This is a genomic window from Kitasatospora arboriphila (assembly GCF_039528095.1).
GTDB classification, from domain to species: Bacteria; Actinomycetota; Actinomycetes; order Streptomycetales; family Streptomycetaceae; genus Kitasatospora; species Kitasatospora arboriphila.
Genome location: NZ_BAAALD010000026.1, coordinates 28,147 through 48,994 on the forward strand (window position 1 = coordinate 28,147; position 20,848 = coordinate 48,994).

21 protein-coding genes and 1 riboswitch are annotated in these 20,848 nt (G+C 73.2%); of the genes, 15 read left to right on the top strand and 6 right to left on the bottom strand.

Annotated features, from left to right (window positions below):
- The first annotated feature begins 78 nt into the window (after positions 1 to 78).
- Positions 79 to 912 (top strand): AAA family ATPase, encoded by an 834-nt coding sequence (locus tag ABD353_RS15700; protein WP_425555165.1) that lies wholly within the window; start codon positions 79 to 81, stop codon positions 910 to 912.
- Between the two features lie 216 nt (positions 913 to 1,128).
- Entirely contained in the window at positions 1,129 to 1,935 is an 807-nt protein-coding gene (locus tag ABD353_RS15705) for an Fpg/Nei family DNA glycosylase (protein ID WP_344624206.1), read from the top strand.
- 43 nt (positions 1,936 to 1,978) lie between these two features.
- Here ABD353_RS15705 and ABD353_RS15710 read toward each other — a convergent pair whose 3' ends face one another.
- Both ABD353_RS15710 and ABD353_RS15715 read right to left on the bottom strand, forming a co-directional pair.
- Complete coding sequence (locus ABD353_RS15710; RefSeq protein WP_344624207.1) at positions 1,979 to 3,025, bottom strand: phosphatidylinositol-specific phospholipase C domain-containing protein; 1,047 nt, start codon at positions 3,023 to 3,025, stop codon at positions 1,979 to 1,981.
- Between the two features lie 216 nt (positions 3,026 to 3,241).
- Positions 3,242 to 3,604, bottom strand: coding sequence for an ArsR/SmtB family transcription factor (locus ABD353_RS15715; RefSeq protein WP_344624208.1), 363 nt, complete (start codon positions 3,602 to 3,604; stop codon positions 3,242 to 3,244).
- 82 nt (positions 3,605 to 3,686) lie between these two features.
- Positions 3,687 to 3,890, top strand: a riboswitch (cobalamin riboswitch).
- A 32-nt stretch (positions 3,891 to 3,922) separates the two neighbouring features.
- Between ABD353_RS15715 and nicT the strand changes: the two genes are divergently transcribed.
- The gene (nicT, locus tag ABD353_RS15720) at positions 3,923 to 5,038 is read left to right on the top strand and encodes a Nickel transporter NicT (RefSeq protein ID WP_344624209.1); all 1,116 of its coding nucleotides are present in this window, start codon (positions 3,923 to 3,925) and stop codon (positions 5,036 to 5,038) included.
- Positions 5,039 to 5,078: 40 nt separating this feature from the next.
- Here nicT and ABD353_RS15725 read toward each other — a convergent pair whose 3' ends face one another.
- Entirely contained in the window at positions 5,079 to 5,927 is an 849-nt protein-coding gene (locus ABD353_RS15725; RefSeq protein ID WP_344624254.1) for an EamA family transporter, read from the bottom strand.
- Positions 5,928 to 6,022: 95 nt separating this feature from the next.
- Between ABD353_RS15725 and ABD353_RS15730 the strand changes: the two genes are divergently transcribed.
- Positions 6,023 to 6,598 carry a helix-turn-helix domain-containing protein gene (locus ABD353_RS15730; protein WP_344624210.1) on the top strand — a complete coding sequence of 192 codons (576 nt, stop codon included), beginning with the start codon at positions 6,023 to 6,025 and terminating at the stop codon, positions 6,596 to 6,598.
- Between the two features lie 69 nt (positions 6,599 to 6,667).
- Here the strand turns inward: ABD353_RS15730 and ABD353_RS15735 are convergent, their stop codons facing one another.
- Both ABD353_RS15735 and rpmG read right to left on the bottom strand, forming a co-directional pair.
- Positions 6,668 to 6,913 (bottom strand): type B 50S ribosomal protein L31, encoded by a 246-nt coding sequence (locus ABD353_RS15735; RefSeq protein ID WP_344624211.1) that lies wholly within the window; start codon positions 6,911 to 6,913, stop codon positions 6,668 to 6,670.
- 51 nt (positions 6,914 to 6,964) lie between these two features.
- Positions 6,965 to 7,129 (bottom strand): 50S ribosomal protein L33, encoded by a 165-nt coding sequence (gene rpmG, locus ABD353_RS15740; RefSeq protein ID WP_344624212.1) that lies wholly within the window; start codon positions 7,127 to 7,129, stop codon positions 6,965 to 6,967.
- A 329-nt stretch (positions 7,130 to 7,458) separates the two neighbouring features.
- On the opposite strand from rpmG, the gene ABD353_RS15745 reads away from it, so the two are divergent.
- The 5 genes from ABD353_RS15745 to ABD353_RS15765 all read left to right on the top strand — a co-directional run bounded on the left by ABD353_RS15745 (position 7,459) and on the right by ABD353_RS15765 (position 11,929).
- On the top strand, positions 7,459 to 8,565 hold the full coding sequence (locus ABD353_RS15745; protein WP_344624213.1) for a M24 family metallopeptidase: 1,107 nt from the start codon (positions 7,459 to 7,461) through the stop codon (positions 8,563 to 8,565).
- A 69-nt stretch (positions 8,566 to 8,634) separates the two neighbouring features.
- Positions 8,635 to 9,198 (top strand): elongation factor P, encoded by a 564-nt coding sequence (gene efp / locus ABD353_RS15750; RefSeq protein WP_344624214.1) that lies wholly within the window; start codon positions 8,635 to 8,637, stop codon positions 9,196 to 9,198.
- A gap of 2 nt (positions 9,199 to 9,200) precedes the next feature.
- Positions 9,201 to 9,641 carry a transcription antitermination factor NusB gene (gene nusB / locus ABD353_RS15755; RefSeq protein ID WP_344624215.1) on the top strand — a complete coding sequence of 147 codons (441 nt, stop codon included), beginning with the start codon at positions 9,201 to 9,203 and terminating at the stop codon, positions 9,639 to 9,641.
- A 202-nt stretch (positions 9,642 to 9,843) separates the two neighbouring features.
- Positions 9,844 to 10,668, top strand: coding sequence for a thioesterase family protein (locus ABD353_RS15760; RefSeq protein WP_344624216.1), 825 nt, complete (start codon positions 9,844 to 9,846; stop codon positions 10,666 to 10,668).
- A gap of 370 nt (positions 10,669 to 11,038) precedes the next feature.
- Positions 11,039 to 11,929, top strand: coding sequence for a hypothetical protein (locus ABD353_RS15765; RefSeq protein ID WP_344624217.1), 891 nt, complete (start codon positions 11,039 to 11,041; stop codon positions 11,927 to 11,929).
- 107 nt (positions 11,930 to 12,036) lie between these two features.
- Here the strand turns inward: ABD353_RS15765 and bldD are convergent, their stop codons facing one another.
- A complete protein-coding gene (gene bldD, locus ABD353_RS15770; protein ID WP_014134541.1) occupies positions 12,037 to 12,540 on the bottom strand; it encodes a transcriptional regulator BldD in 504 nt (167 codons plus the stop codon).
- Positions 12,541 to 12,901: 361 nt separating this feature from the next.
- Between bldD and pyrR the strand changes: the two genes are divergently transcribed.
- From pyrR to carB, 6 genes are read left to right on the top strand one after another with little or no spacing between them, the layout of a single operon-like run.
- The gene (gene pyrR, locus ABD353_RS15775; protein WP_344624218.1) at positions 12,902 to 13,516 is read left to right on the top strand and encodes a bifunctional pyr operon transcriptional regulator/uracil phosphoribosyltransferase PyrR; all 615 of its coding nucleotides are present in this window, start codon (positions 12,902 to 12,904) and stop codon (positions 13,514 to 13,516) included.
- Between the two features lie 5 nt (positions 13,517 to 13,521).
- Complete coding sequence (locus ABD353_RS15780) at positions 13,522 to 14,499, top strand: aspartate carbamoyltransferase catalytic subunit (protein ID WP_344624219.1); 978 nt, start codon at positions 13,522 to 13,524, stop codon at positions 14,497 to 14,499.
- Entirely contained in the window at positions 14,496 to 15,800 is a 1,305-nt protein-coding gene (locus ABD353_RS15785; protein WP_344624220.1) for a dihydroorotase, read from the top strand. The genes ABD353_RS15780 and ABD353_RS15785 overlap by 4 nt, the downstream gene beginning before the upstream one ends.
- Complete coding sequence (locus ABD353_RS15790; RefSeq protein WP_344624221.1) at positions 15,797 to 16,357, top strand: PH-like domain-containing protein; 561 nt, start codon at positions 15,797 to 15,799, stop codon at positions 16,355 to 16,357. Before ABD353_RS15785 ends, ABD353_RS15790 begins: the two co-directional genes overlap by 4 nt.
- Complete coding sequence (gene carA / locus ABD353_RS15795) at positions 16,354 to 17,529, top strand: glutamine-hydrolyzing carbamoyl-phosphate synthase small subunit (RefSeq protein WP_344624222.1); 1,176 nt, start codon at positions 16,354 to 16,356, stop codon at positions 17,527 to 17,529. Before ABD353_RS15790 ends, carA begins: the two co-directional genes overlap by 4 nt.
- A gap of 3 nt (positions 17,530 to 17,532) precedes the next feature.
- Positions 17,533 to 20,841 carry a carbamoyl-phosphate synthase large subunit gene (gene carB / locus ABD353_RS15800; RefSeq protein ID WP_344624223.1) on the top strand — a complete coding sequence of 1,103 codons (3,309 nt, stop codon included), beginning with the start codon at positions 17,533 to 17,535 and terminating at the stop codon, positions 20,839 to 20,841.
- Positions 20,842 to 20,848 lie beyond the last annotated feature (7 nt).

Genomic DNA, 20,848 nt, shown 5'->3' on the forward strand with positions numbered 1-20,848 from the left:
TCATTAATTGTCTTCCTAAGACCGCTTGGCCTCCGACTTCACCGGGCCGACGTGTAGTGTCCCGGTCGGGAGGTGACGATGTCGCAGTACACCGGGGGAGGACCGATGCCTCCGCGACCCGTCGCGCCGCCGTACCCCGCCCGGCCGGGTGCCGCGCCGGGGGTGGGCCGGCCGCCGTACCCGCAGCAGCCCACCGCCCAGCCGCAGCCCGGCGCAGCGGTGACGCCCGCGGCGCCCGCGGCGCCTGCGGTGCCGCCCACGGCCTCCATGAGCGTGCCGCCCGGCGCCACCGGCCACTTCGTCCTGCCGACCGGTGCACCCGTCCAACTGCCCGCGCACCCGCCGCAGCAGCAGCTGCCCACGGGCCCGATAGCCGTGCTGCTGATCGGCCCGGCCGGCGCCGGCAAGACCACCGTCGCCCGGCACTGGGCCGAACGGCAGCCGATGCCGACCGCGCACATCAGCCTGGACGACGTCCGCGAGTGGGTGCAGTCCGGCTTCGCCAACCCGCAGTCCGGCTGGAACAACGCCTCCGAGGCCCAGTACCGGCTGGCCCGCCGGACCTGCGGCTTCGCCTGCCGCAACTACCTCGCCAACGGCATCTCCTGCATCATCGACGACGCCGTCTTCCCGGACCGCCCGGCGATCGGCCTCGGCGGCTGGAAGCGCCACATCGGCCCCGGCATGATCCCCGTCGTCCTGCTGCCCGGCCTCGACTCGGTGCTCGCCCGCAACGCCCGCCGCAGCGGCAACCGCCGGCTCAGCGACGAGGAGGTCGCCCGCATCCACGGCCGGATGGCCGGCTGGCGCACCTCGGGCCTGCCGATCATCGACAACTCCCAGCTCGACGTCGCCTCCACCGCCGCCGCCCTCGACCGCGCCATCATGTCCCGCCTCACCGGCCGACGGTGACCGGCGGCGGTGCCCGGGCGGCGCCCGACGCCGACGGCGTGGTCCGCTCCCGGCTGCGGCCGGGTGGTCAGCGGCGCGGGGGCAGCGCACGGCGGACGTAGGCCACCGTGAGCGACCCTCGTGGGCAGGCCTCTGCCCCGGGCGGTCGGTCGGGGGTGTCACCGGCGCCTGGGATGATGGAGGGACCGCGACGGACCAGACGAGGAGCTGACGCCCGTGCCCGAGGGCCACATCATCCACCGCCTCGCCCACGAGAACCACCGGGTGTTCGCCGACCGGCCGGTACGGGTCAGCAGCCCGCAGGGGCGGTTCGCCGAGGGCGCCGCGCGACTGGACGGCCGCCCGCTGGACGAGGCCGAGGCCCACGGCAAGCACCTCTTCCTCGGCTTCGGCGAGGACTGGCTGCACGTCCACCTCGGGCTGTACGGCGGCTTCACCTTCGGCAGCGGCGGCGCCCCGGCGCCGGTCGGCGAGGTCCGGCTGCGGATGGCGAACGACGAGGGCTGGGCCGACCTGCGCGGCCCCAACACCTGCGAACTCCTCGACCCCGCGGCGAAGGAGGCCGTCCACGCCCGGCTCGGCCCGGACCCGCTGCGCCCCGACGCCGACCCGGACGCCGCCTGGCGGCGGGTGGCCCGCAGCTCCACCACCGTCGCCGCGCTGCTGATGGACCAGAAGGTGCTGGCCGGCGTCGGCAACGTGTACCGCGCCGAGGTGCTCTTCCGCCTCGGCATCAGCCCGCACCGCGAGGGCCGCAGGGTCACCCGCGAGGAGTGGGACGCGATCTGGGCCGACCTGGTCGCCCTGATGCACGCGGGCGTCGGCGCGGGCCGGATCGACACCGTCCGGCCGGAGCACACGCCGGAGGCGATGGGCCGGCCGCCGCGGGTCGACGACCACGGCGGCGAGGTGTACGTCTACCGCCGCACCGACATGCCCTGCCTGATCTGCGGGACACCGGTGCGCACCGAGTCGCTGGCGGCCCGCAACCTCTTCTGGTGCCCCGGCTGCCAGCGGCGCTGAGCGCGGCCCGGCCGGGCCGTCGGCCGGGCAGGGCGACGGTCCGTCAGCCACGCGGCAGCACCATGGACTGCACCTGGGGCAGCTTGCGCCAGTCGCTGGAGACGATGCTGGCGTGGGCGGCCGCGAGCTGGGTCACCCGGGCCCGGGCCTGGTCGGCCGTGGGGTCGGTGGAGCTGATGGCGGGCGCCACGTTGTGGGCGTCGGTCATGACCAGCAGGTAGTGCCGGGCGTCGTACCAGCCGGTGTCGATGCCGCCGACGTACGCCGAGGCGTCGCCGTCGAAGACCACGAACCAGGGCCGGATGCTGGCCTCGCCGTAGGCGTTGCGCGGGTCGCCGGAGACGGCGCCGTGCACCACCGGGAAGACCTGGGCCTGGCCGGCCCTGCCGGCCGCCGCGAGGTCGCGCAGGTAGCGGCTGTACTCGACGTCGGTGTGCAGGGTGTCGAAGGGGTTGCCCTCCTCGACGGTGCCGGGGATGACGTCCACCAGGACCCGGCCGGCGAGGGCGTCGCGGGTCGGCCAGTTGCCGGCCTTCGCGGCCTCGTCGAGGTTCGGGTAGCTGCCGCCGCCGGGCTTGGCGAGCAGGTCGGCGGGGCGGAAGACGGCGCTGCCGAGGTGGGCGGCTATCAGGGCGTCCAGCTGGGCCGGGCCCATGCCGCGGTTGGCGGCGAACCCGCCCTTGAGCTCCAGCTTGACGACGAGCGGGCCGCTCGACGGGTGGGCGGCGAGCCAGATCCGCAGGTCGTCGAGGCAGTACTCGAGGTTCTTGTTGGTGCCGCCGCTGTACAGCGTCGCCGGGCCGGTGGCGGCGGTGCAGTTGTTGGCGTTGCCGAGCGGGTTGGAGTGGCTGACCTTCCACTCCTTGGTGACGGTGTCCGTCCACGCGTCGAGCTCGATCATGCCGGTGCCGGTGTCCAGGCTCTGCGCGAGGAAGGGGAAGGCGGCCGGGTCGTAGGTGTTGTGGATCCCGACGGCGGTGGCCGAACCGAACGGCAGGCCGCCGCCGGTGGCGGCGCCGGACTGGTGCGCGGGGAGCAGGGTGGCGGCCGCGGCCAGCAGCCCCACGGCGAACGTACGGCGAAGCTTCACGGGTGTCTCCTCGTCAGGAGCCTGGGGACGGCGGGCCGGACGGACCGCCTCCGGAAGCATGGGCCACCGGAACGGCTTCGAGGTGACATGACAAGAAAACTTGGCTGAAGCTGACCCCCCGTCCCGCTGACAAACCGTCAGGAAGCCCTCATACCGTGCAGGGGGCCGTACCGTGCAGGGGTTCCTGCCGTGCGGGCGGTCGTTCCGAGCGAGCGCTCAGTCGGCGCGCCCCAGCACCCCGTGCTCCAGCACCTCGGCCACCGCGGTGTCGGTCAGCCGGTAGCGCACCACCCGGCCGTCCCGCTCGCCCTCGACCACGCCCGCGGCGCGCAGCAGCCGCAGCGCCTGGGAGACCGCCGGATCGCGCATCCCGGTGGCCAGCGCCAGGTCGGTGACGGCCAGCGGTCCGGTGGTGTGCAGGGCGAGCAGCAGCGCGAGCCGCCCCGGGTCGGCGAGCAGGCCGAACACCTCCGCCCAGGCCCGGACCCGCCCGGTGTCGCCGATCCCGGCGATCGCCTCGCAGACCCGGTGCCCGTCGATGGTGCGGTGGCCTGCGCGATCGGCGGGGAGGAGGTGCATGGCGGCATTCTCGCAGGCCGACCGGCCGTGATCTACGACACCTGCGCGGTTGTGCAGGCTTGCAGCTGTCGGTCCGTCACCCCTACGGTGGAGCAGCCGTGGTGTTCGGGAAGACCGGTGCAGGACCTCAGGGTCCGAGTCCGGAGCGGCCCTCGCCACTGTGAACGGGGAGTCAATCCGTACCCCTCGCGGGTCACTGGGCGCAGGCGCGCCCGGGAAGGCCGGGTACGGGCACCGTCAGAACCTCCCCGTGAGCCAGGAGACCGGCCACGGCACCTCACGACGTCATTCCACGAGGTGCTGGAGCGTGAACCGCAGATGACCCTGCCCGCAACCGGTACGGCCGCGCCGCCGACCGCCCCCGGCCTGCCCGCCTTCCGCTGGCGCCGGGAGGACACCCTCCGCACGGCCGGCCTGCTGGCGGTCATCCTGGCGATGCACGTGGCCGCCTTCGGCACGCTCTTCCTGCTGGTCGTGCCGGAGCGCTACGAGGTCGGCACCCAGGTCTTCGGCGCCGGACTCGGCATCACCGCCTACACCCTGGGCATGCGGCACGCCTTCGACGCCGACCACATCGCCGTGATCGACAACACCACCCGCAAGCTGATGGCCGACGGCCGGAGACCGGTCTCGGTGGGCTTCTGGTTCGCCCTCGGCCACTCGTCGATGGTGGTGCTGATGGCCGCCCTGGTCGCGGGCGGCGCCCAGCTGGCCGGGGTGCTGATGGACGACGGCTCGACCACCCACCAGGTGCTCGGCACCATCGGCACCACCGCCTCCGGCGCCTTCCTCTACCTGATCGCCGCGCTCAACCTGGCGGCCCTGCTCGGCATCCTGCGGGTCTTCCGGGCGATGCGGGCCGGCACCTTCGACGAGGCGGAGCTCGAACGGCAGCTCGACTCGCGCGGGCTGATGAACCGCGTCCTGCGCCGCGCCACCCGCTCGATCTCCCGCCCCGGCCAGATGTTCCCGGTCGGCATGGTGCTGGGCCTCGGCTTCGACACCGCCACCGAGGTGACGCTGATGGTGATGGCCGGTTCGGGCGCCGCGGCGGGCCTGCCCTGGTACGCGATCGTCTGCCTGCCGCTGCTGTTCGCCGCCGGGATGAGCCTGTTCGACACCCTCGACGGCACGTTCATGAACTTCGCCTACCAGTGGGCGTTCTCCAACCCCGTCCGCAAGGTGTTCTACAACCTCGCCATCACCGGCCTGTCGATCGCGGTGGCCTTCGTCATCGGCACGATCGAGCTCGTCGCGGTGCTGCACGACAAGCTGGGCCTGAGTGACCCGGTGAGCGGCTGGATCGCCGGACTCAGCCTGGACAACGTCGGCTTCGTCATCGTCGGCCTGTTCGTGGTGGTGTGGGCGGCGGCGATCGGCTACTGGCGGATCGCCCGGGTCGAGCAGCGCTGGACGCCCGGCGGGGCGGGCTGAGGTGGCCCGCGGGCGGCCGCCCCGAACGGCGGACGGGGTGTCAGCCCGCCGCCAGCAGCAGCGTGCCCGCCACCGCGAGGCCCGCGCCGAGCAGTTGGACGCGCCGCAGCCGCTCCTTGAGCAGCCCCCGGGCCATCAGCGCGGTGACCACGGGGTAGAGCGAGGCCAGCACCGCGGCGACGGCCACCGACCCGCGGTGCGAGGCGGCGGCGAAGGCGGCGTTCGCGGCGACGTCGGCCGCCCCGACCGCGGTCAGCGCGGGCAGGCTCCGCCGCAGCGTCCCCGCTGCGCCGGGCTCCCGCCCGCGGCGCCCGGCCAGCAGGACGCCGCCGCCGACCGCCACGTTGCAGAGCCGCTGCACGCACAGCACGAGCAGCAGCCCGCCGCCGTCGGAGGCCCGGGCGACCAGGGCCATCACCGTGCCCATGCCGAGGGCCGCCGACAGCGTCAGCACCAGCACCCGCAGGCCGACCGTGCCGCCGCCGCGCCCGCCCCGCCCGGCCAGCCCGCCCCCGAGCACGGCGCCCGCGATGCCGCCGGCCTGCGCCGGGCCCGGGCGCTCCCCGAGCAGCAGCCCGAGCCCGACCGGCACCGCGACGCCGACGGTCGCCAGCGGCGAGACCACCCCCATGGGCCCGAGCGCGAGGGCGCGGTAGAAGGCGAGGAGCGCGAACGGCCCGATCACCCCCGCCGCCACCGCGTACCAGAGGCCGGCGGAGGCCGCGCCCGCGCCGCCGACGGCGAGGACGGCCGGGACGAGCAGCACGGCCGCGGCGGCCTGCGAGGCGACCACCACGGTCAGCGCGGACAGCCGGCGGGTGAGCGAGCCGCCGCCGTAGTCGGCCATGCCCCACAGCAGGCTGGCGGCGAGGGCGAGGAGCTGGGACAGCACAGTGGACTCCGGAGTACGGTCGGGTGGACGCTCGGTGCCCCCGCAGCTTAGGTCAACAGAGTGAACCTGACGAATCAATTCATTGGACTGGTATGCCCGACCCCGATCTGATCACCCAGGCCCTGGCGCGCAACCTCAAGCGGCTGCGCGCCGACCGCGGCCACACCCTCGACGCACTCGCGGCCCGCTCCGGCGTGAGCCGCGGCATGATCGTGCAGATCGAGCAGGGGAGGACCAACCCGAGCGTGGGCACCGTCGTCCGGCTCGCCGACGCGCTCGGCGCCTCGATCGCCCGGCTGCTCGACTACGACGAGACCTCCACCGTGCGGATCGTCCCCGACGACGAGGCCGTCCAGCTCTGGTCGGGAGCCGAGGGCGGCACCGGGGTGCTGCTCAGCGGCATCGAGGCGCCCGGCCCGCTGGAGCTCTGGCAGTGGCTGATCCTGCCGGGGGAGGGGCACGGCTCCGACCCGCACCCCGCGGGCACCGTGGAGATCGCCCGGGTCGAGGAGGGCGAACTCACCCTCACCCTGGACGGCCGCGACCACCTGGTGCCGGCCGGCTCCACCGCCTCCTACGAGGCGGCCGCCGCGCACGGCTACCGCAACGACGGCGAGGTGCCCGTCCGGCTCACCCTCGTGGTCTCCGTGCCGCCGCCCCCGCGCTGAGCCCCCGGGTGCATGCCGAAGCGCCCCCCTCCCCGGCCGGGGAGGGGGGCGCGGTCGTGCGCGGGGCGGTCAGTCGCGGCCGTACCGCCGCCGGTACTGCTCGATCCGGCCGGCCTGGTCCAGGACGCGGGCGCGCCCGGTCCAGACGGGGTGGCTCGCCGACGAGGTCTCCACGTCGACCACCGGGCGGACGGTGCCGTCCTCCCAGACCACCGTCGACGCGGACGTCAGCGTCGAGCGGGTGAGGAAGGACCGGCCGGCGGCCTTGTCGCGGAAGACGACCGGACGGTAGGCGGGGTGGATGCCGTTCTTCATGGGGGCTGCTCCTTCGGGGGTGGACGTGCCGGACGGGGCCTGCGGCCGGGCTCAGCGCTCTTCGCGGAAGGCCACGTGCTCGCGGGCGACCGGGTCGTACTTGCGCAGCACCAGGCGGTCCGGGTCGTTGCGGCGGCTCTTGCGCGTCACATAGGTGAAACCGGTGCCGGCGGTCGACCTCAGCCGGACGACCGGACGCAGTTCGCTGCGGGCCATCTGCTCCTCCTCGGTGGCTCCGAACCTCCGTCCCGGACATCTTGTCCGAAACGGAAGTCGTTTTCGTATCTGCTCCAACGCGAGCCCGGGGCGTTCCATTCCCGCCCGGTCCCGCCCGGTCCCGCCCGGCCCCGCCCGGTCCCGCCCGGTCCCGACTCGCCAGCCCCCTCCCCGTCCGCCCGTCCGTCCGCCGGTCCGTCCCCCGTTCGGCCCCGCGCCGCCGACCGGTCCGCGACCCGCCGTGCGCGCCCCCGCGCCCGCCGCACCACGCCCTCCGGGCCCGCCCGGCTCGACGGGCGCGGGCCGTCCGCAGTTCGTAGGCTCGTGGCATGTCCGATGCGTACGCGGCGCGGCGGGAGCGCCTCAGGGAGCACTGCAGTGCGTCGGGGGTCGACGCGGCCCTGGTGACCCGCGCCTCCAACGTCCGCTACCTCACCGGCTGCCCGCCGTGCGGTGCGAGCCTGCTGCTCACCCGCGAGCGGGCGCTGCTGGCGCTGCCCGACGACCTGCCGCCCGAGGAGGGCGGCGAGCACCTGCTCGGTCCGGACATCGGCCAACTGCTGGTGCCCGCCGACACCGACACCGCGCTGGCCGCCGCCGAGGCCGCCGGCCGGCTGAAGGTCCTCGACCTCGCCGTCGAGGAGCACGACCTCACCGTCCGCCGCCACCGCGCGCTCGCCGGCGTCGCCGAAGGCGTCCGGCTCGCCGACCTCGGCACCGCGGTCGAGGGGATGCGCGTCGTCAAGGACGAGCACGAGATCGCCGACCTGCGGATCGCCGCCGAGATCGCCGACCAGGCGCTCAGCGAACTGCTGGAGTCGATCCTGGTCGGCCGCACCGAGCGGCACCTGGCGATGGAGCTGGAGCGCCGGATGATCGACCACGGCGCCGACCGCGCCGCCTTCCCGGTCTCCGTCGGCACCGGCAGCCACTCCGGCCTGGAGGCCCACCAGCCCACCGACCGGCGGGTCGAGGAGGGCGACTTCCTCACCGTCGTGCTCGGCGCCTGCTACCGCGGGTACGGCGTCTCCACCGCGCGGACCTTCGTCATCGGCGCCGCCCCGGCGCCCTGGCAGGTCGAACTGCACCGGCTGGTCTTCCGCGCCCAGCGGGCCGGACGCGAGGCGCTCGGCCCGGGCGTCTCGGAGTCCGTACCCGATCTGGCCGCCCGCGAGGTGCTGCAGGCCGCGGGCCACACCGACAGCCCGGCGCACCCGGTCGGACACGGCATCGGCCTGGAGATCAGGGAGGCGCCGCGCCTGGGACCCGCCGACATGGGTAAACTGGACAATCGCGTGCCGGTCACCGTCGGCCCGGGGGTGCACCTCCCGGGGCGGGGCGGGGTCCGGATCGAGGACACGCTCGTCGTGCGCCCCCTCGAGGAGGGCGGGCCCGAGCTGCTCACCATCACCACCAAGGAGCTCCTCGCCCTGTAGCCCGCCCGGCGGGAGGCAGGAGGCGCAGCCCTTGGTTCCTTGACAGCTATATCAGGAGTTAGTGCGCTCGTGGCTTCTACGAACGATCTCAAGAACGGCATGGTCCTCAAGCTGGAGGGCGGCAAGCTCTGGTCCGTCGTCGAGTTCCAGCACGTGAAGCCCGGCAAGGGCCCGGCCTTCGTGCGCACCAAGCTCAAGGAGGTCCTGACCGGCAAGGTCGTCGAGAAGACCTTCAACGCGGGCATCAAGGTCGAGACCGCCAACGTCGACAAGCGCACGATGCAGTACTCGTACCGCGACGGCGAGCAGTTCATCTTCATGGACATGGACACCTACGACCAGGTGCCGGTCGACGCCGCCACCGTGGGCGACGCCGCCAAGTACCTGCTCGAGGGCTTCGAGGCCCTGGTCGCCCAGAACGACGGCGTCCCGCTGTACATCGAGCTCCCGGCCGCCGTCGAGCTCACCATCGCCGAGACCGAGCCGGGCGTCCAGGGCGACCGCTCCACCGGCGGCACCAAGCCGGCCACCCTGGAGACCGGCGCCGAGATCCAGGTCCCGCTCTTCGTCACCACCGGTGAGAAGGTCAAGGTCGACACCCGCGACGGCAGCTACCTCGGCCGGGTCAAGTAATCGTGTCAAACGCGCGTACCAAGGCCCGCACCCGGGCCTTCCAGATCCTCTTCGAGGCCGACCACCGGGGGGTCGCGCCCGAGCGCGTGCTCGCCGAGTGGGTGGGCCGGGCACGCGAGGCCAAGCCGGGTGAGACCACCCCGCAGGTCGGCGAGTACACCATGCAGCTGATCGAGGGGTACAGCGGCCACGCCCGGCGGATCGACGAGCTGATCTCGACCTACGCGGTCGGCTGGACGCTCGACCGGATGCCGATCGCGGACCGCAACGTGCTGCGGATCGGCGCCTACGAGCTGATCTGGGAGGACGGCGTCCCGGACGCGGTCGTCCTGGACGAGGCCGTCGAGATCGCCAAGGAGTACTCCACCGACGAGTCCCCGGCGTTCGTCAACGGCCTGCTCGCCCGCTTCATGGATCTCAAGCCGCAGATCCGCCGCGACTGAGCCGTCGCGACCGGGCCCCGCGCCCCGCACGGACGGCCCGAGAGGCCGCCGGACCGAACCGGTCCGGCGGGCCCGCGGGCCGAACCCGGCCCGCAGCCCTTCGCGCGTTCCCGGGCCGGCGTCCGCTCCCGGGCCTTCGCCCGCCCCGTGCGGAGGCGTAGGCTACCGGTGAGTAATGGCTGAGGCGAAGGGCGTACCACCGATGACCACCGCGACACGCAGCGAGTTCGACCAGGGCATCGCACTCACCCCGCACGCCGCGGAGCCCGGCCGGTACGACGCCGAACTCGGCGCGGGCTGGCAGATCGGCGGCGGCGTCAACGGCGGCCTGCTGCTCGCCGTCGCCGGGCACGCCCTCTCCCTCGCCAACGGCGACCACCGCGACCCGTTCTCCATCACCGGCCACTACCTCTCCGCCTCCCGCCCCGGCCCGGCCACCGTCCGCACCGAGACCGTCCGCCGCGGCCGGAGCCTCACCACCGGCACCGCCTCGCTCCTCCAGGACGGCGAGGAACGGCTCCGGGTGCTCGCCACCTTCGGCGACCTCGACACCCTCGACGCCGAGGTCGCCACCAGCGCCCTGCCGCCCGTGATGCCGCTGCCGGACGAATGCATCGGCGTCGAGCACGCGCCGCCGCAGCTCATCGAACAGGCCGCGCTGCTGGAGCGGTTCGACCTCCGGCTCGACCCGGCCACCGTCGGCTGGGCCCTCGGGCAGCCCTCCGGGAACGGCCGCATCCAGGGCTGGTTCCGGCTCGCCGACGGGCGGCAGCCCGACCCGCTGCTTCTGCTGCTCGTCGCCGACTCCCTGCCGCCCGTCACCTTCGACCTCGGCCGGCCCGGCTGGGCGCCGACCGTCGAACTCACCGTCCACCTCCGGGCGAAGCCGGCGCCCGGCTGGCTCCGCGTCGCGCACGCCACCCGGAACCTGGCCGGCGGTTACTTCGAGGAGGACTGCGAGATCTGGGACGAGACCGGCCGCCTGGTCGCCCAGTCCCGCCAACTCGCCCGCGCCCCCAGGTCCTGACGGACGATCACCCGGGTCCGTCCGGGGGCGGCCGGCCACCCAGGGGCGCGGAGAACTGCGCAATCCGAGAGGGGCCATCACTCAGGGGCGCGGGGAACTGCGCAGTCCGAGAGCGGGCATCCGTACGGTTCGGGCCGACCTCGAATGCCCGGACCTGTCGATCTGACCGCCCTCACGTTGCGCAGTTCTCCCCCGGCCTTCGGCCGGGAGGTGCCCCCACGCGCCCCTGAGGTGTCGCCCGTGCCCCTGGGGGCGGTTGCCGCCGCCTCGTTGCTTTCAGTTACAGGGCTGTGACAACCGGTGCGTGTGCGGCCCGCGGGGATGGGGAGGAACAGGGGCGACCGACCGCACCGCCCCGCAGGAGTCGACGATGTCCCGCAACCCCCGCGCCCCCCGACCCTCCCGCTGCACCGCCAACGCCGCCGCCGCAGGCCGTCCGCACGGCGAGGAGGCCTTCGTCACGGGCATCCTCACCAGCGCCGAGGACTTCGAGCGGGCCCGCGCCTGGCGCCTCACGGACGCCGCGGACTTCGACAGCTACCTGCTGGACACCGCCGTGCTGCTGGCCGAGGCCCGCCGGACGTACGGCACCGTGCAGGCCCGGATGTTCCACGTCGACGACTTCGCCGACTTCTGCCTGCTGCACCGGCTGGACCCGGCCGAGCCGGTCTCCCGGGACCGGTACCTGGTCAATCCGCCGCTGCAGACGCAGTTGCTGCCGTACCAGGGCGAGGAGCTCGTCGGCGACTTCGTGCCGCGGCTGGTCCGCGCGCGGGACAGCGGTCTGACGCTGCGCCACGTCGAGCTGCTGCTGGACCGCGTGCCCGGCGGGGACGGCGGGGACGGCGGGGACACCGAGGATGCGGCGGTGCTGGTGCGACAGGCGCACCAGCGGGGCGCCGAGCTGTTCCGCCGGATGCTGGTCGGGGCCGGGTTCGGCGCGTACCGCTTCCTGTGCGCGGTGGAGGCGCCGGGCGGCCGGCTGGAGGCGGAGGCCCGGATCCTGCACTGGGAGGACGGGGTGGTGCGGATCAACGACGAGGACCTGGACCTGGTCTGCGCGGTGCTGTGCGCGGGCCTCTACCGGGAGCTGCCGGGGGCGGCGCTGCTGCACGGCTCGCAGGGGTCGGCCGGTGCCTGCGGCGAGTACCGGCAGGTCGCGTGGGCCTGGCAGAGCGAGGGCGGCGGCTACGCGCCGGCGGCGGTCGAGCTGGACGAGGTGCGGGCCGAGCCGGGCTTCAGCCTGGGCACGGTGTGCTGACGGCGGCGGTGCGGGGTGCCGGTGCGCGGGCCGGGGGCGGAACCACGGCGGGGCGTGCGGCAGCTGCCGCACGCCCCGCCGTGACGTTTCTGCAAAGGGAGGAGGGGTCAGCCCGCGTCTTCCTCGCGGACGGCGCGGCGCGCGTCAGGGTTCAGCACGCCCCAGCTGATCAGCTGCTCGGTGAGGATCGACGGTGACTGGTCGTAGATCACGGCCAGGGTGCGCAGGTCGTCCTGGCGGATCGAGAGCACCTTGCCGTTGTAGTCGCCGCGCTGGCTCTGGATGGTGGCCGCGTAGCGCTGCAGCGGGCCGGCCTTCTCCGACGGGACCTGGGTCAGTCTCTCCAGGTCGAGGACCAGGCGCGGCGGCGGCTCGGCCGCACCACCGGGGGTGCCGCCGGGCAGCAGCTCCTGCACCGGCACGCCGTAGAACTCCGCCAGCTCGGCGAGGCGCTGCACGGTGACGGCGCGGTCGCCACGCTCGTAGGAGCCGACGACGACGGCCTTCCAGCGACCCTGGGACTTCTCCTCGACGCCGTGCAGGGAGAGCCCCTGCTGAGTGCGGATGGCCCGGAGCTTCGCCCCGAGTTGCTTCGCGTAGTCGCTGGACATTGATCTCCCCGGACAATATTGCTTCGCGTGCAGTGAAGAGCCACGAGAGCGCGGGTGGTGACCGCGGACCGTTCGTCCGAACCGGTGGGTACGGCGCCGGTCCCGTAACTCACTGTGAGGTTACGTAGAGTGAGGTAGTCGCGTCAAGCCGAATGGGGCAGTCGTGCGAATAGTGCGGCGGCAGGCCGCCGATCTGCCCCCGGGGTGCGGGCTGACCTGCGGGGACGGCAAACGGAACGGTGCCCTCCCAGGGGGTGGGGGCCGCACTGATAGCATGGGCGCGGCCCCGGTGCGCCGGGCGCCAATCCCAGACATCCTTTAAGACCCGTCCCGTGAGGCGGGGAAGGAGGTCCGCTTCGGCATGACCACAGACGGAACCACTGCGCCGCGTCCGCCCCACCAGGTGCTGGACGCCACCGACATCGCCCGGGTCGTCACCCGGATCGCCCACGAGATCGTGGAGCGTGCCAAGGGTGCCGAGGACGTCGTCCTGCTCGGCATCCACACCCGCGGTGTCCACCTCGCCCGCCGGCTGCACGCCCGGCTGACGCAGATCACCGGCCGCGACATCCCGCTCGGCACCCTGGACATCACGATGTACCGGGACGACCTGCGGCTGAAGCCGGCCCGCGCCCTGGAGCACACCGAGATCCCGGCCTCCGGCATCGACGGCAAGCTGGTCGTCCTCGTCGACGACGTGCTCTTCTCCGGCCGCACCATCCGCGCCGCGCTCGACGCCCTCAGCGACATCGGCCGCCCGCGCGCCGTCCAGCTCGCCGTCCTGGTCGACCGCGGCCACCGCGAGCTGCCCATCCGCGCCGACTACGTGGGCAAGAACCTGCCCACCTCGCTGCGCGAGGCCGTCCAGGTGCAGCTCGCCGACAGCGACGGCCGCGACGCCGTCCTCGTCGGCGACCGCGACTACACGGCCCGTTCCACCCAGGCGCTCGCCGCCGAACCGCACCTTCCGGAGTGACCCGCGTGAAGCGCCACCTCGTCTCCACCGCCGACCTCGCCCGCGACGACGCCCTGCTCATCCTGGACACCGCCGAGGAGCTCGCCCAGCTCTCCGGACGCGCCGTCAAGAAGCTGCCGACCCTGCGCGGCCGCACCGTCGTCAACCTCTTCTTCGAGGACTCGACCCGCACCAAGACCTCCTTCGAGGTCGCCGAGAAGCGGCTCTCCGCCGACGTCATCAACTTCTCCGCCAAGGGCTCCTCGGTCTCCAAGGGCGAGAGCCTCAAGGACACCGCGCTCACCCTGCAGGCCATGGGCGCCGACGCGGTCGTCATCCGGCACCACGCCTCCGGCGCGCCGGCCCGGCTCGCCCAGTCCGAGTGGCTGCACGGCAGCGTCATCAACGCCGGCGACGGCACCCACGAGCACCCCACCCAGGCCCTGCTCGACGCCTTCACCATGCGCCGCCACCTCAACCCCGGCCCCGGCCGGGACCTCGCCGGCCGCCGGATCACCATCGTCGGCGACGTCCTGCACAGCCGGGTCGCCCGCTCCAACGTGCACCTGCTGACCACGCTCGGCGCCGAGGTCACCTTCGTCGCCCCGCCCACCCTGGTGCCGATCGGCATCGAGAACTGGCCCTGCCAGGTCAGCTACGACCTGGACGCGGTGCTGCCGAAGACCGACGCGCTGATGATGCTCCGCGTCCAGCGCGAGCGGATGAACGCCGCCTTCTTCCCCACCGAGCGCGAGTACTCCCGCCGCTACGGCATGGACGGCATCCGGATGGCGCAGCTCCCCGAGCACGCCATCGTGATGCACCCCGGCCCGATGGTCCGTGGCATGGAGATCACCGCCGAGGTCGCCGACTCGCCGCGCTGCACCGTGGTCGAGCAGGTCGCCAACGGCGTCTCCATCCGGATGGCCGTCCTCTACCTGCTGCTCGGCGGAGCCACCCTCGCCGACAGCCCCCGCACCGACTCCTCGGAGACCGCCCAGTGACCAGCTACCTGATCCGCAACGCCCAGATCCTCGGCGGTGCCCCCAAGGACATCCACATCGCCGACGGCGTCGTCCGGGAGATCGGCGAGGGCCTGACCGTCGAGGCGGACGTCGACATCGACGCCCACGGCCTGATCGCCCTGCCCGGCCTGGTCGACCTGCACACCCACCTGCGCGAGCCCGGCCGCGAGGACGCCGAGACCGTCCTCACCGGCACCCAGGCCGCCGCCAAGGGCGGCTACACCGCCGTCCATGCGATGGCCAACACCTTCCCCGTCGCCGACACCGCCGGCGTCGTCGAGCAGGTCTGGCGGCTCGGCCAGGAGTCCGGCTACTGCGACGTGCAGCCGGTCGGCGCCGTCACCGTCGGCCTGGAGGGCAAGAAGCTCGCCGAGCTCGGCGCCATGCACGACTCCGCGGCCGGGGTCCGGGTCTTCTCCGACGACGGCAAGTGCGTCGACGACGCGGTCATCATGCGCCGCGCCCTGGAGTACGTGAAGGCCTTCGACGGCGTCGTCGCCCAGCACGCCCAGGAGCCCCGCCTCACCGAGGGCGCCCAGATGAACGAGGGCCAGGTCTCCGGCGAGCTCGGGCTCGGCGGCTGGCCGGCCGTCGCCGAGGAGTCGATCATCGCCCGCGACGTGCTGCTCGCCGCGCACGTCGGCTCCCGCCTGCACGTCTGCCACGTCTCCACGGCCGGCTCGGTCGAGATCGTCCGCTGGGCCAAGGCCAAGGGCTGGAACGTCACCGCCGAGGTCACCCCGCACCACCTGCTGCTCACCGACGAGCTGGTGCGCACCTACGACCCGGTCTACAAGGTCAACCCGCCGCTGCGCACCGCCGCCGACGTCGAGGCGCTGCGCGCCGCGCTCGCCGACGGCACCATCGACGCGGTCGCCACCGACCACGCCCCGCACCCCGCGGAGGACAAGGACTGCGAGTGGGCGGTCGCCGCGATGGGCATGGTCGGCCTGGAGACGGCGCTCTCGGTCGTCCAGCAGACGATGGTGGACACCGGCCTGCTGAACTGGGAGGCCGTCGCGGACCGGATGTCCTACCGACCGGCGCGGATCGGCCGTCTCACCGGCCAGGGCCGCCCGATCTCGGTGGGTGAGCCGGCGAACCTGGTGCTCTTCGATCCCGCGTACCGTGGTGCCGTGGATCCCGAGAGCTTCGCCACCCGCAGCCGAAACACCCCCTACCGCGGCCTCGACCTGCCCGGACGCGTGCACGCGACCTTCCTGCGCGGCCGCGCGACCGTGCTGGCCGGCGAGCTGGCCGACCGGGACGGGTTGGCGTGACCGGCCTCGCCGCCGAGCAGGCCAGGGTCACCAACTGGCCCGGTTACATCGGCTGGACGGTCGGCCTGCTGATCCTGATCGCCCTGGTCTACTGGCTGATGCGGCAGGGCTGGAACTGGCGCCGGACGCTGCAGTCCGAGCTGCCGCCGCTGCCCGCCGCGCCCGCCGACCCCGGGGCGCCGCTGCTGCGGGCGAAGGGCCGCTACCACGGCTCCACCACGGCCGGTAACTGGCTGGACCGGGTCGTCGCGCACGGCCTCGGCACCCGCAGCCTGGCCGAGCTGACCCTGACCGAGCAGGGACTCCTGGTCCGCCGCCCCGGCGACGAGGACCTGTGGATCCCCGCCGCGGCGCTGACCGGCGCCCGGCGCGACTCGGGCATCGCGGGGAAGGTCGTCCCCGCCGGGCTGCTGGTCGTCACCTGGAACCACCGGGGCACCGCCCTGGACTCGGGCTTCCGGGCCGACCACCCCGACGAGCACACCGCCTGGGTCGAGGCGGTCGAGGCTCTGACCGAACGAACGAAGACGAAGAAGACGGAAGAGGCCGCCCCATGACCGCACCTGCCCCCACCACGCCTCGCACCAGGCGGGAGCGAGTGCCCGCCGTGCTCATCCTGGAGGACGGCCGGACGTTCCGCGGCCAGGCGTACGGCGCCGTCGGCGAGACCTTCGGCGAGGCGGTCTTCAACACCGGCATGTCCGGCTACCAGGAGACCCTGACCGACCCGTCGTACCACCGCCAGGTGGTCGTGATGACCGCCCCGCAGATCGGCAACACCGGCTGGAACGACGAGGACGACGAGTCCAAGCAGATCTGGGTCGCCGGGTACGTCGTCCGCGACCCCGCCCGGGTCGCCTCCAACTGGCGCTCCCGCCGCTCGCTGGACGAGGAGCTCGCGAACCAGGGCGTCGTCGGCATCAGCGGCATCGACACCCGGGCGCTCACCCGCCACCTGCGCGAGCGCGGCGCGATGCGCGTCGGCATCTTCTCCGGCCCGGCCCTCGCCGACGAGCAGGCCCTGCTCGCCCGGGTGCTGCAGGCGCCCGAGATGAAGGGCGCCGACCTGTGCGCCGAGGTCGCCACCACCGAGCCCTACGTCGTCCCGGCGATCGGCGAGAAGAGGTTCACCGTCGCCGCCCTGGACCTCGGCATCAAGGCGATGACCCCGCAGCGGATGGCCGAGCGCGGCATCGAGGTGCACGTGCTGCCGGCCAACGCCACGATCGAGGACGTCTACGCGGTCGCCCCCGACGGCGTGTTCTTCTCCAACGGCCCGGGCGACCCGGCCACCGCCGACCACCAGGTCGAGGTGGCGCGCGGCGTGCTGGAGCGGGGCACCCCGTTCTTCGGCATCTGCTTCGGCAACCAGATCCTCGGCCGCGCCCTGGGCTTCGGCACCTACAAGCTCAAGTACGGCCACCGCGGCATCAACCAGCCGGTGCAGGACCGCACCACCGGCAAGGTCGAGGTCACCGCGCACAACCACGGCTTCGCCGTGAACGCGCCGCTGGACCGGGTCAGCGACACCCCGTTCGGCCGCGTCGAGGTCTCCCACGTCTGCCTCAACGACGACGTGGTCGAGGGCCTCCAGTGCCTGGACACCCCCGCCTTCTCGGTGCAGTACCACCCGGAGGCGGCGGCCGGCCCGCACGACGCCGCGTACCTCTTCGACCGCTTCGTCAACCTGATGGCCGGCGCCCCGGCCCGTACCACCGCTGGGAGCTGACCCGTGCCGAAGCGCACCGACATCAAGTCCGTCCTGGTGATCGGCTCCGGCCCGATCGTCATCGGCCAGGCGGCGGAGTTCGACTACTCCGGCACCCAGGCCTGCCGCGTCCTCAAGTCCGAGGGCCTGCGCGTCGTCCTGGTCAACTCCAACCCGGCCACGATCATGACCGACCCGGAGATCGCCGACGCCACCTACGTCGAGCCGATCACCCCGGAGTTCGTCGAGAAGATCATCGCCAAGGAGCGCCCCGACGCGCTGCTGCCGACCCTCGGCGGCCAGACCGCGCTCAACACCGCCATCTCCCTGCACCAGGCGGGCACCCTCGACAAGTACGGCGTCGAGCTGATCGGCGCCGACGTCGAGGCGATCAACAAGGGCGAGGACCGCGACCTCTTCAAGGGCGTCGTCGAGGCCGTCAACGCCAAGATCGGCCACGGCGAGTCCGCCCGCTCGGTGATCTGCCACTCGATGGACGACGTCCTCAAGGGCGTCGAGACCCTCGGCGGCTACCCCGTCGTCGTCCGCCCCTCGTTCACCATGGGCGGCGCCGGCTCCGGCTTCGCCCACGACGAGGAGGACCTGCGCCGCATCGCCGGCCAGGGCCTGGCCCTCTCGCCGACCACCGAGGTGCTCCTGGAGGAGTCCATCCTCGGCTGGAAGGAGTACGAGCTGGAGCTGATGCGCGACAAGCACGACAACGTCGTGGTCGTCTGCTCCATCGAGAACTTCGACCCGATGGGCGTCCACACCGGCGACTCCATCACCGTCGCCCCGGCGATGACCCTCACCGACCGCGAGTACCAGATCCTCCGCGACATCGGCATCGCCGTCATCCGCGAGGTCGGCGTCGACACCGGCGGCTGCAACATCCAGTTCGCCGTCAACCCCGAGGACGGCCGGGTCATCGTCATCGAGATGAACCCGCGCGTCTCCCGCTCCTCGGCGCTCGCCTCCAAGGCCACCGGCTTCCCGATCGCCAAGATCGCCGCCAAGCTGGCCGTCGGCTACACCCTGGACGAGATCCCCAACGACATCACCGAGCAGACCCCGGCCTCCTTCGAGCCGACGCTCGACTACGTCGTCGTCAAGGTCCCGCGCTTCGCCTTCGAGAAGTTCCCGTCCGCCGACGCCACCCTCACCACCACCATGAAGTCGGTGGGCGAGGCCATGGCGATGGGCCGCAACTTCCCCGAGGCGCTCAACAAGGCGCTGCGCTCGCTGGAGAAGAAGGGCAGCCAGTTCTCCTGGGCCGGCCCCCTCGGCGACAAGGCCGAGCTGCTCGCCAAGGCGGTCGTCCCCACCGACGGCCGGATCAACACCGTCATGGAGGCGATCCGGGCCGGCGCCACCCCGGAGGAGGTGTTCGAGTCCACGAAGATCGACCCGTGGTTCGTCGACCAGCTCTTCCTGCTCGACGAGATCGCCGGCGAGCTCGCCGAGGCCGAGAAGCTCACCCCCGAGCTGCTCCGCCACGCCAAGCGGCATGGCTTCTCCGACCAGCAGATCGGCGAGATCCGCGGCCTGCGCCCGGACGTCGTCCGCGAGGTCCGGCACGCCCTCGGCATCCGTCCGGTCTTCAAGACCGTCGACACCTGCGCCGCCGAGTTCGCCGCCAGGACCCCGTACTTCTACTCGTCCTACGACGAGGAGACCGAGGTCGCCCCGCGCACCAAGCCCGCGGTGATCATCCTCGGCTCCGGCCCGAACCGCATCGGCCAGGGCATCGAGTTCGACTACTCCTGCGTGCACGCCTCCTTCGCGCTCGCCGAGGCCGGGTACGAGACCGTGATGGTCAACTGCAACCCGGAGACCGTCTCCACCGACTACGACACCTCCGACCGGCTCTACTTCGAGCCGCTCACCCTGGAGGACGTCCTGGAGATTGTCCACGCCGAGCAGCAGGCCGGCCCGCTTGCCGGCGTCATCGTCCAGCTCGGCGGCCAGACCCCGCTCGGCCTCGCCCAGGCGCTCAAGGACAACGGCGTGCCGATCGTCGGCACCCAGCCCGAGGCGATCGACCTCGCCGAGGAGCGCGGCGCCTTCGGCCGCGTGCTGCGCGACGCCGGCCTGCCCGCCCCCAAGCACGGCACCGCGTTCTCCTTCGACGAGGCCAAGGCCATCGCCGACGAGATCGGCTACCCCGTGCTCGCCCGCCCGAGCTACGTGCTCGGCGGCCGCGGCATGGAGATCGTCTACGACGAGACCTCGCTCGCCTCCTACCTGGAGCGCCACGCCGGCCTGATCTCCGAGCACCCGGTGCTCATCGACCGCTTCCTCGACGACGCGGTGGAGATCGACGTCGACGCCCTCTACGACGGCACCGAGCTCTACCTCGGCGGCGTCATGGAGCACATCGAGGAGGCCGGCATCCACTCCGGCGACTCCGCCTGCGCGCTGCCCCCGATCACCCTCGGCGGCTACGACATCAAGCGCCTGCGCACCTCCACCGAGGCGATCGCCCGCGGCGTCGGCGTCCGCGGCCTGATCAACATCCAGTTCGCGCTGGCCGGCGACATCCTCTACGTGCTGGAGGCCAACCCGCGCGCCTCCCGCACCGTGCCGTTCACCTCCAAGGCGACCGCCGTGCCGCTGGCCAAGGCCGCCGCCCGGATCTCGCTCGGCGCCACCATCGCCGAGCTCCGCCAGGAGGGCCTGCTGCCGGCCGAGGGCGACGGCGGCACGCTGCCCGCCGACTGCCCGATCTCCGTCAAGGAGGCCGTGCTGCCCTGGTCGCGCTTCCGCGACGTGGCCGGCCGCGGCGTCGACACCGTGCTCGGCCCCGAGATGCGCTCCACCGGCGAGGTCATGGGCATCGACCGGGTCTTCGGCACCGCCTACGCCAAGTCCCAGGCCGGCGCGTACGGCGCCCTGCCCACCAAGGGCAAGGTGTTCGTCTCGGTCGCCAACCGCGACAAGCGCAACCTGGTCTTCCCGGCCCGCGCGCTCGTCGAGCTCGGCTTCGAACTGCTCGCCACCACCGGCACCGCCGAGGTGCTGCAGCGCGGCGGCATCCCCGCCACCGTGGTGCGCAAGCACAGCGAGGGCGAGGGCCCGAACGGCGAGAAGACCATCGTCCAGCTGATCCACGAGGGCGCGGTCGACCTGATCATCAACACCCCGTACGGCACCGGCGGCCGCCTCGACGGCTACGAGATCCGCACCGCCGCCGTCTCGCGCGGCGTCCCCTGCCTGACCACCGTCCAGGCGATGGGTGCGGCCGTCCAGGGCATCGACGCGCTGCACCGCGGCGACGTCGGCGTCATGTCGCTCCAGGAGCACGCGGCCCTGATCAACGCCGGCCGCAAGTAGTCCGACC

What these genes read in the sequence shown, in the direction of transcription:
- ABD353_RS15700 (WP_425555165.1), top strand. Translation starts at nt 79, where the DNA reads ATGTCGCAGTACACCGGGGGAGGACCGATGCCTCCGCGACCCGTCGCG.
- ABD353_RS15715 (WP_344624208.1), bottom strand. Translation starts at nt 3,604, where the DNA reads ATGCACCTCCTCCCCGCCGATCGCGCAGGCCACCGCACCATCGACGGG.
- nicT (WP_344624209.1), top strand. Translation starts at nt 3,923, where the DNA reads ATGACCCTGCCCGCAACCGGTACGGCCGCGCCGCCGACCGCCCCCGGC.
- ABD353_RS15730 (WP_344624210.1), top strand. Translation starts at nt 6,023, where the DNA reads ATGCCCGACCCCGATCTGATCACCCAGGCCCTGGCGCGCAACCTCAAG.
- ABD353_RS15735 (WP_344624211.1), bottom strand. Translation starts at nt 6,913, where the DNA reads ATGAAGAACGGCATCCACCCCGCCTACCGTCCGGTCGTCTTCCGCGAC.
- rpmG (WP_344624212.1), bottom strand. Translation starts at nt 7,129, where the DNA reads ATGGCCCGCAGCGAACTGCGTCCGGTCGTCCGGCTGAGGTCGACCGCC.
- ABD353_RS15745 (WP_344624213.1), top strand. Translation starts at nt 7,459, where the DNA reads ATGTCCGATGCGTACGCGGCGCGGCGGGAGCGCCTCAGGGAGCACTGC.
- ABD353_RS15760 (WP_344624216.1), top strand. Translation starts at nt 9,844, where the DNA reads ATGACCACCGCGACACGCAGCGAGTTCGACCAGGGCATCGCACTCACC.
- ABD353_RS15765 (WP_344624217.1), top strand. Translation starts at nt 11,039, where the DNA reads ATGTCCCGCAACCCCCGCGCCCCCCGACCCTCCCGCTGCACCGCCAAC.
- bldD (WP_014134541.1), bottom strand. Translation starts at nt 12,540, where the DNA reads ATGTCCAGCGACTACGCGAAGCAACTCGGGGCGAAGCTCCGGGCCATC.
- pyrR (WP_344624218.1), top strand. Translation starts at nt 12,902, where the DNA reads ATGACCACAGACGGAACCACTGCGCCGCGTCCGCCCCACCAGGTGCTG.
- carA (WP_344624222.1), top strand. Translation starts at nt 16,354, where the DNA reads ATGACCGCACCTGCCCCCACCACGCCTCGCACCAGGCGGGAGCGAGTG.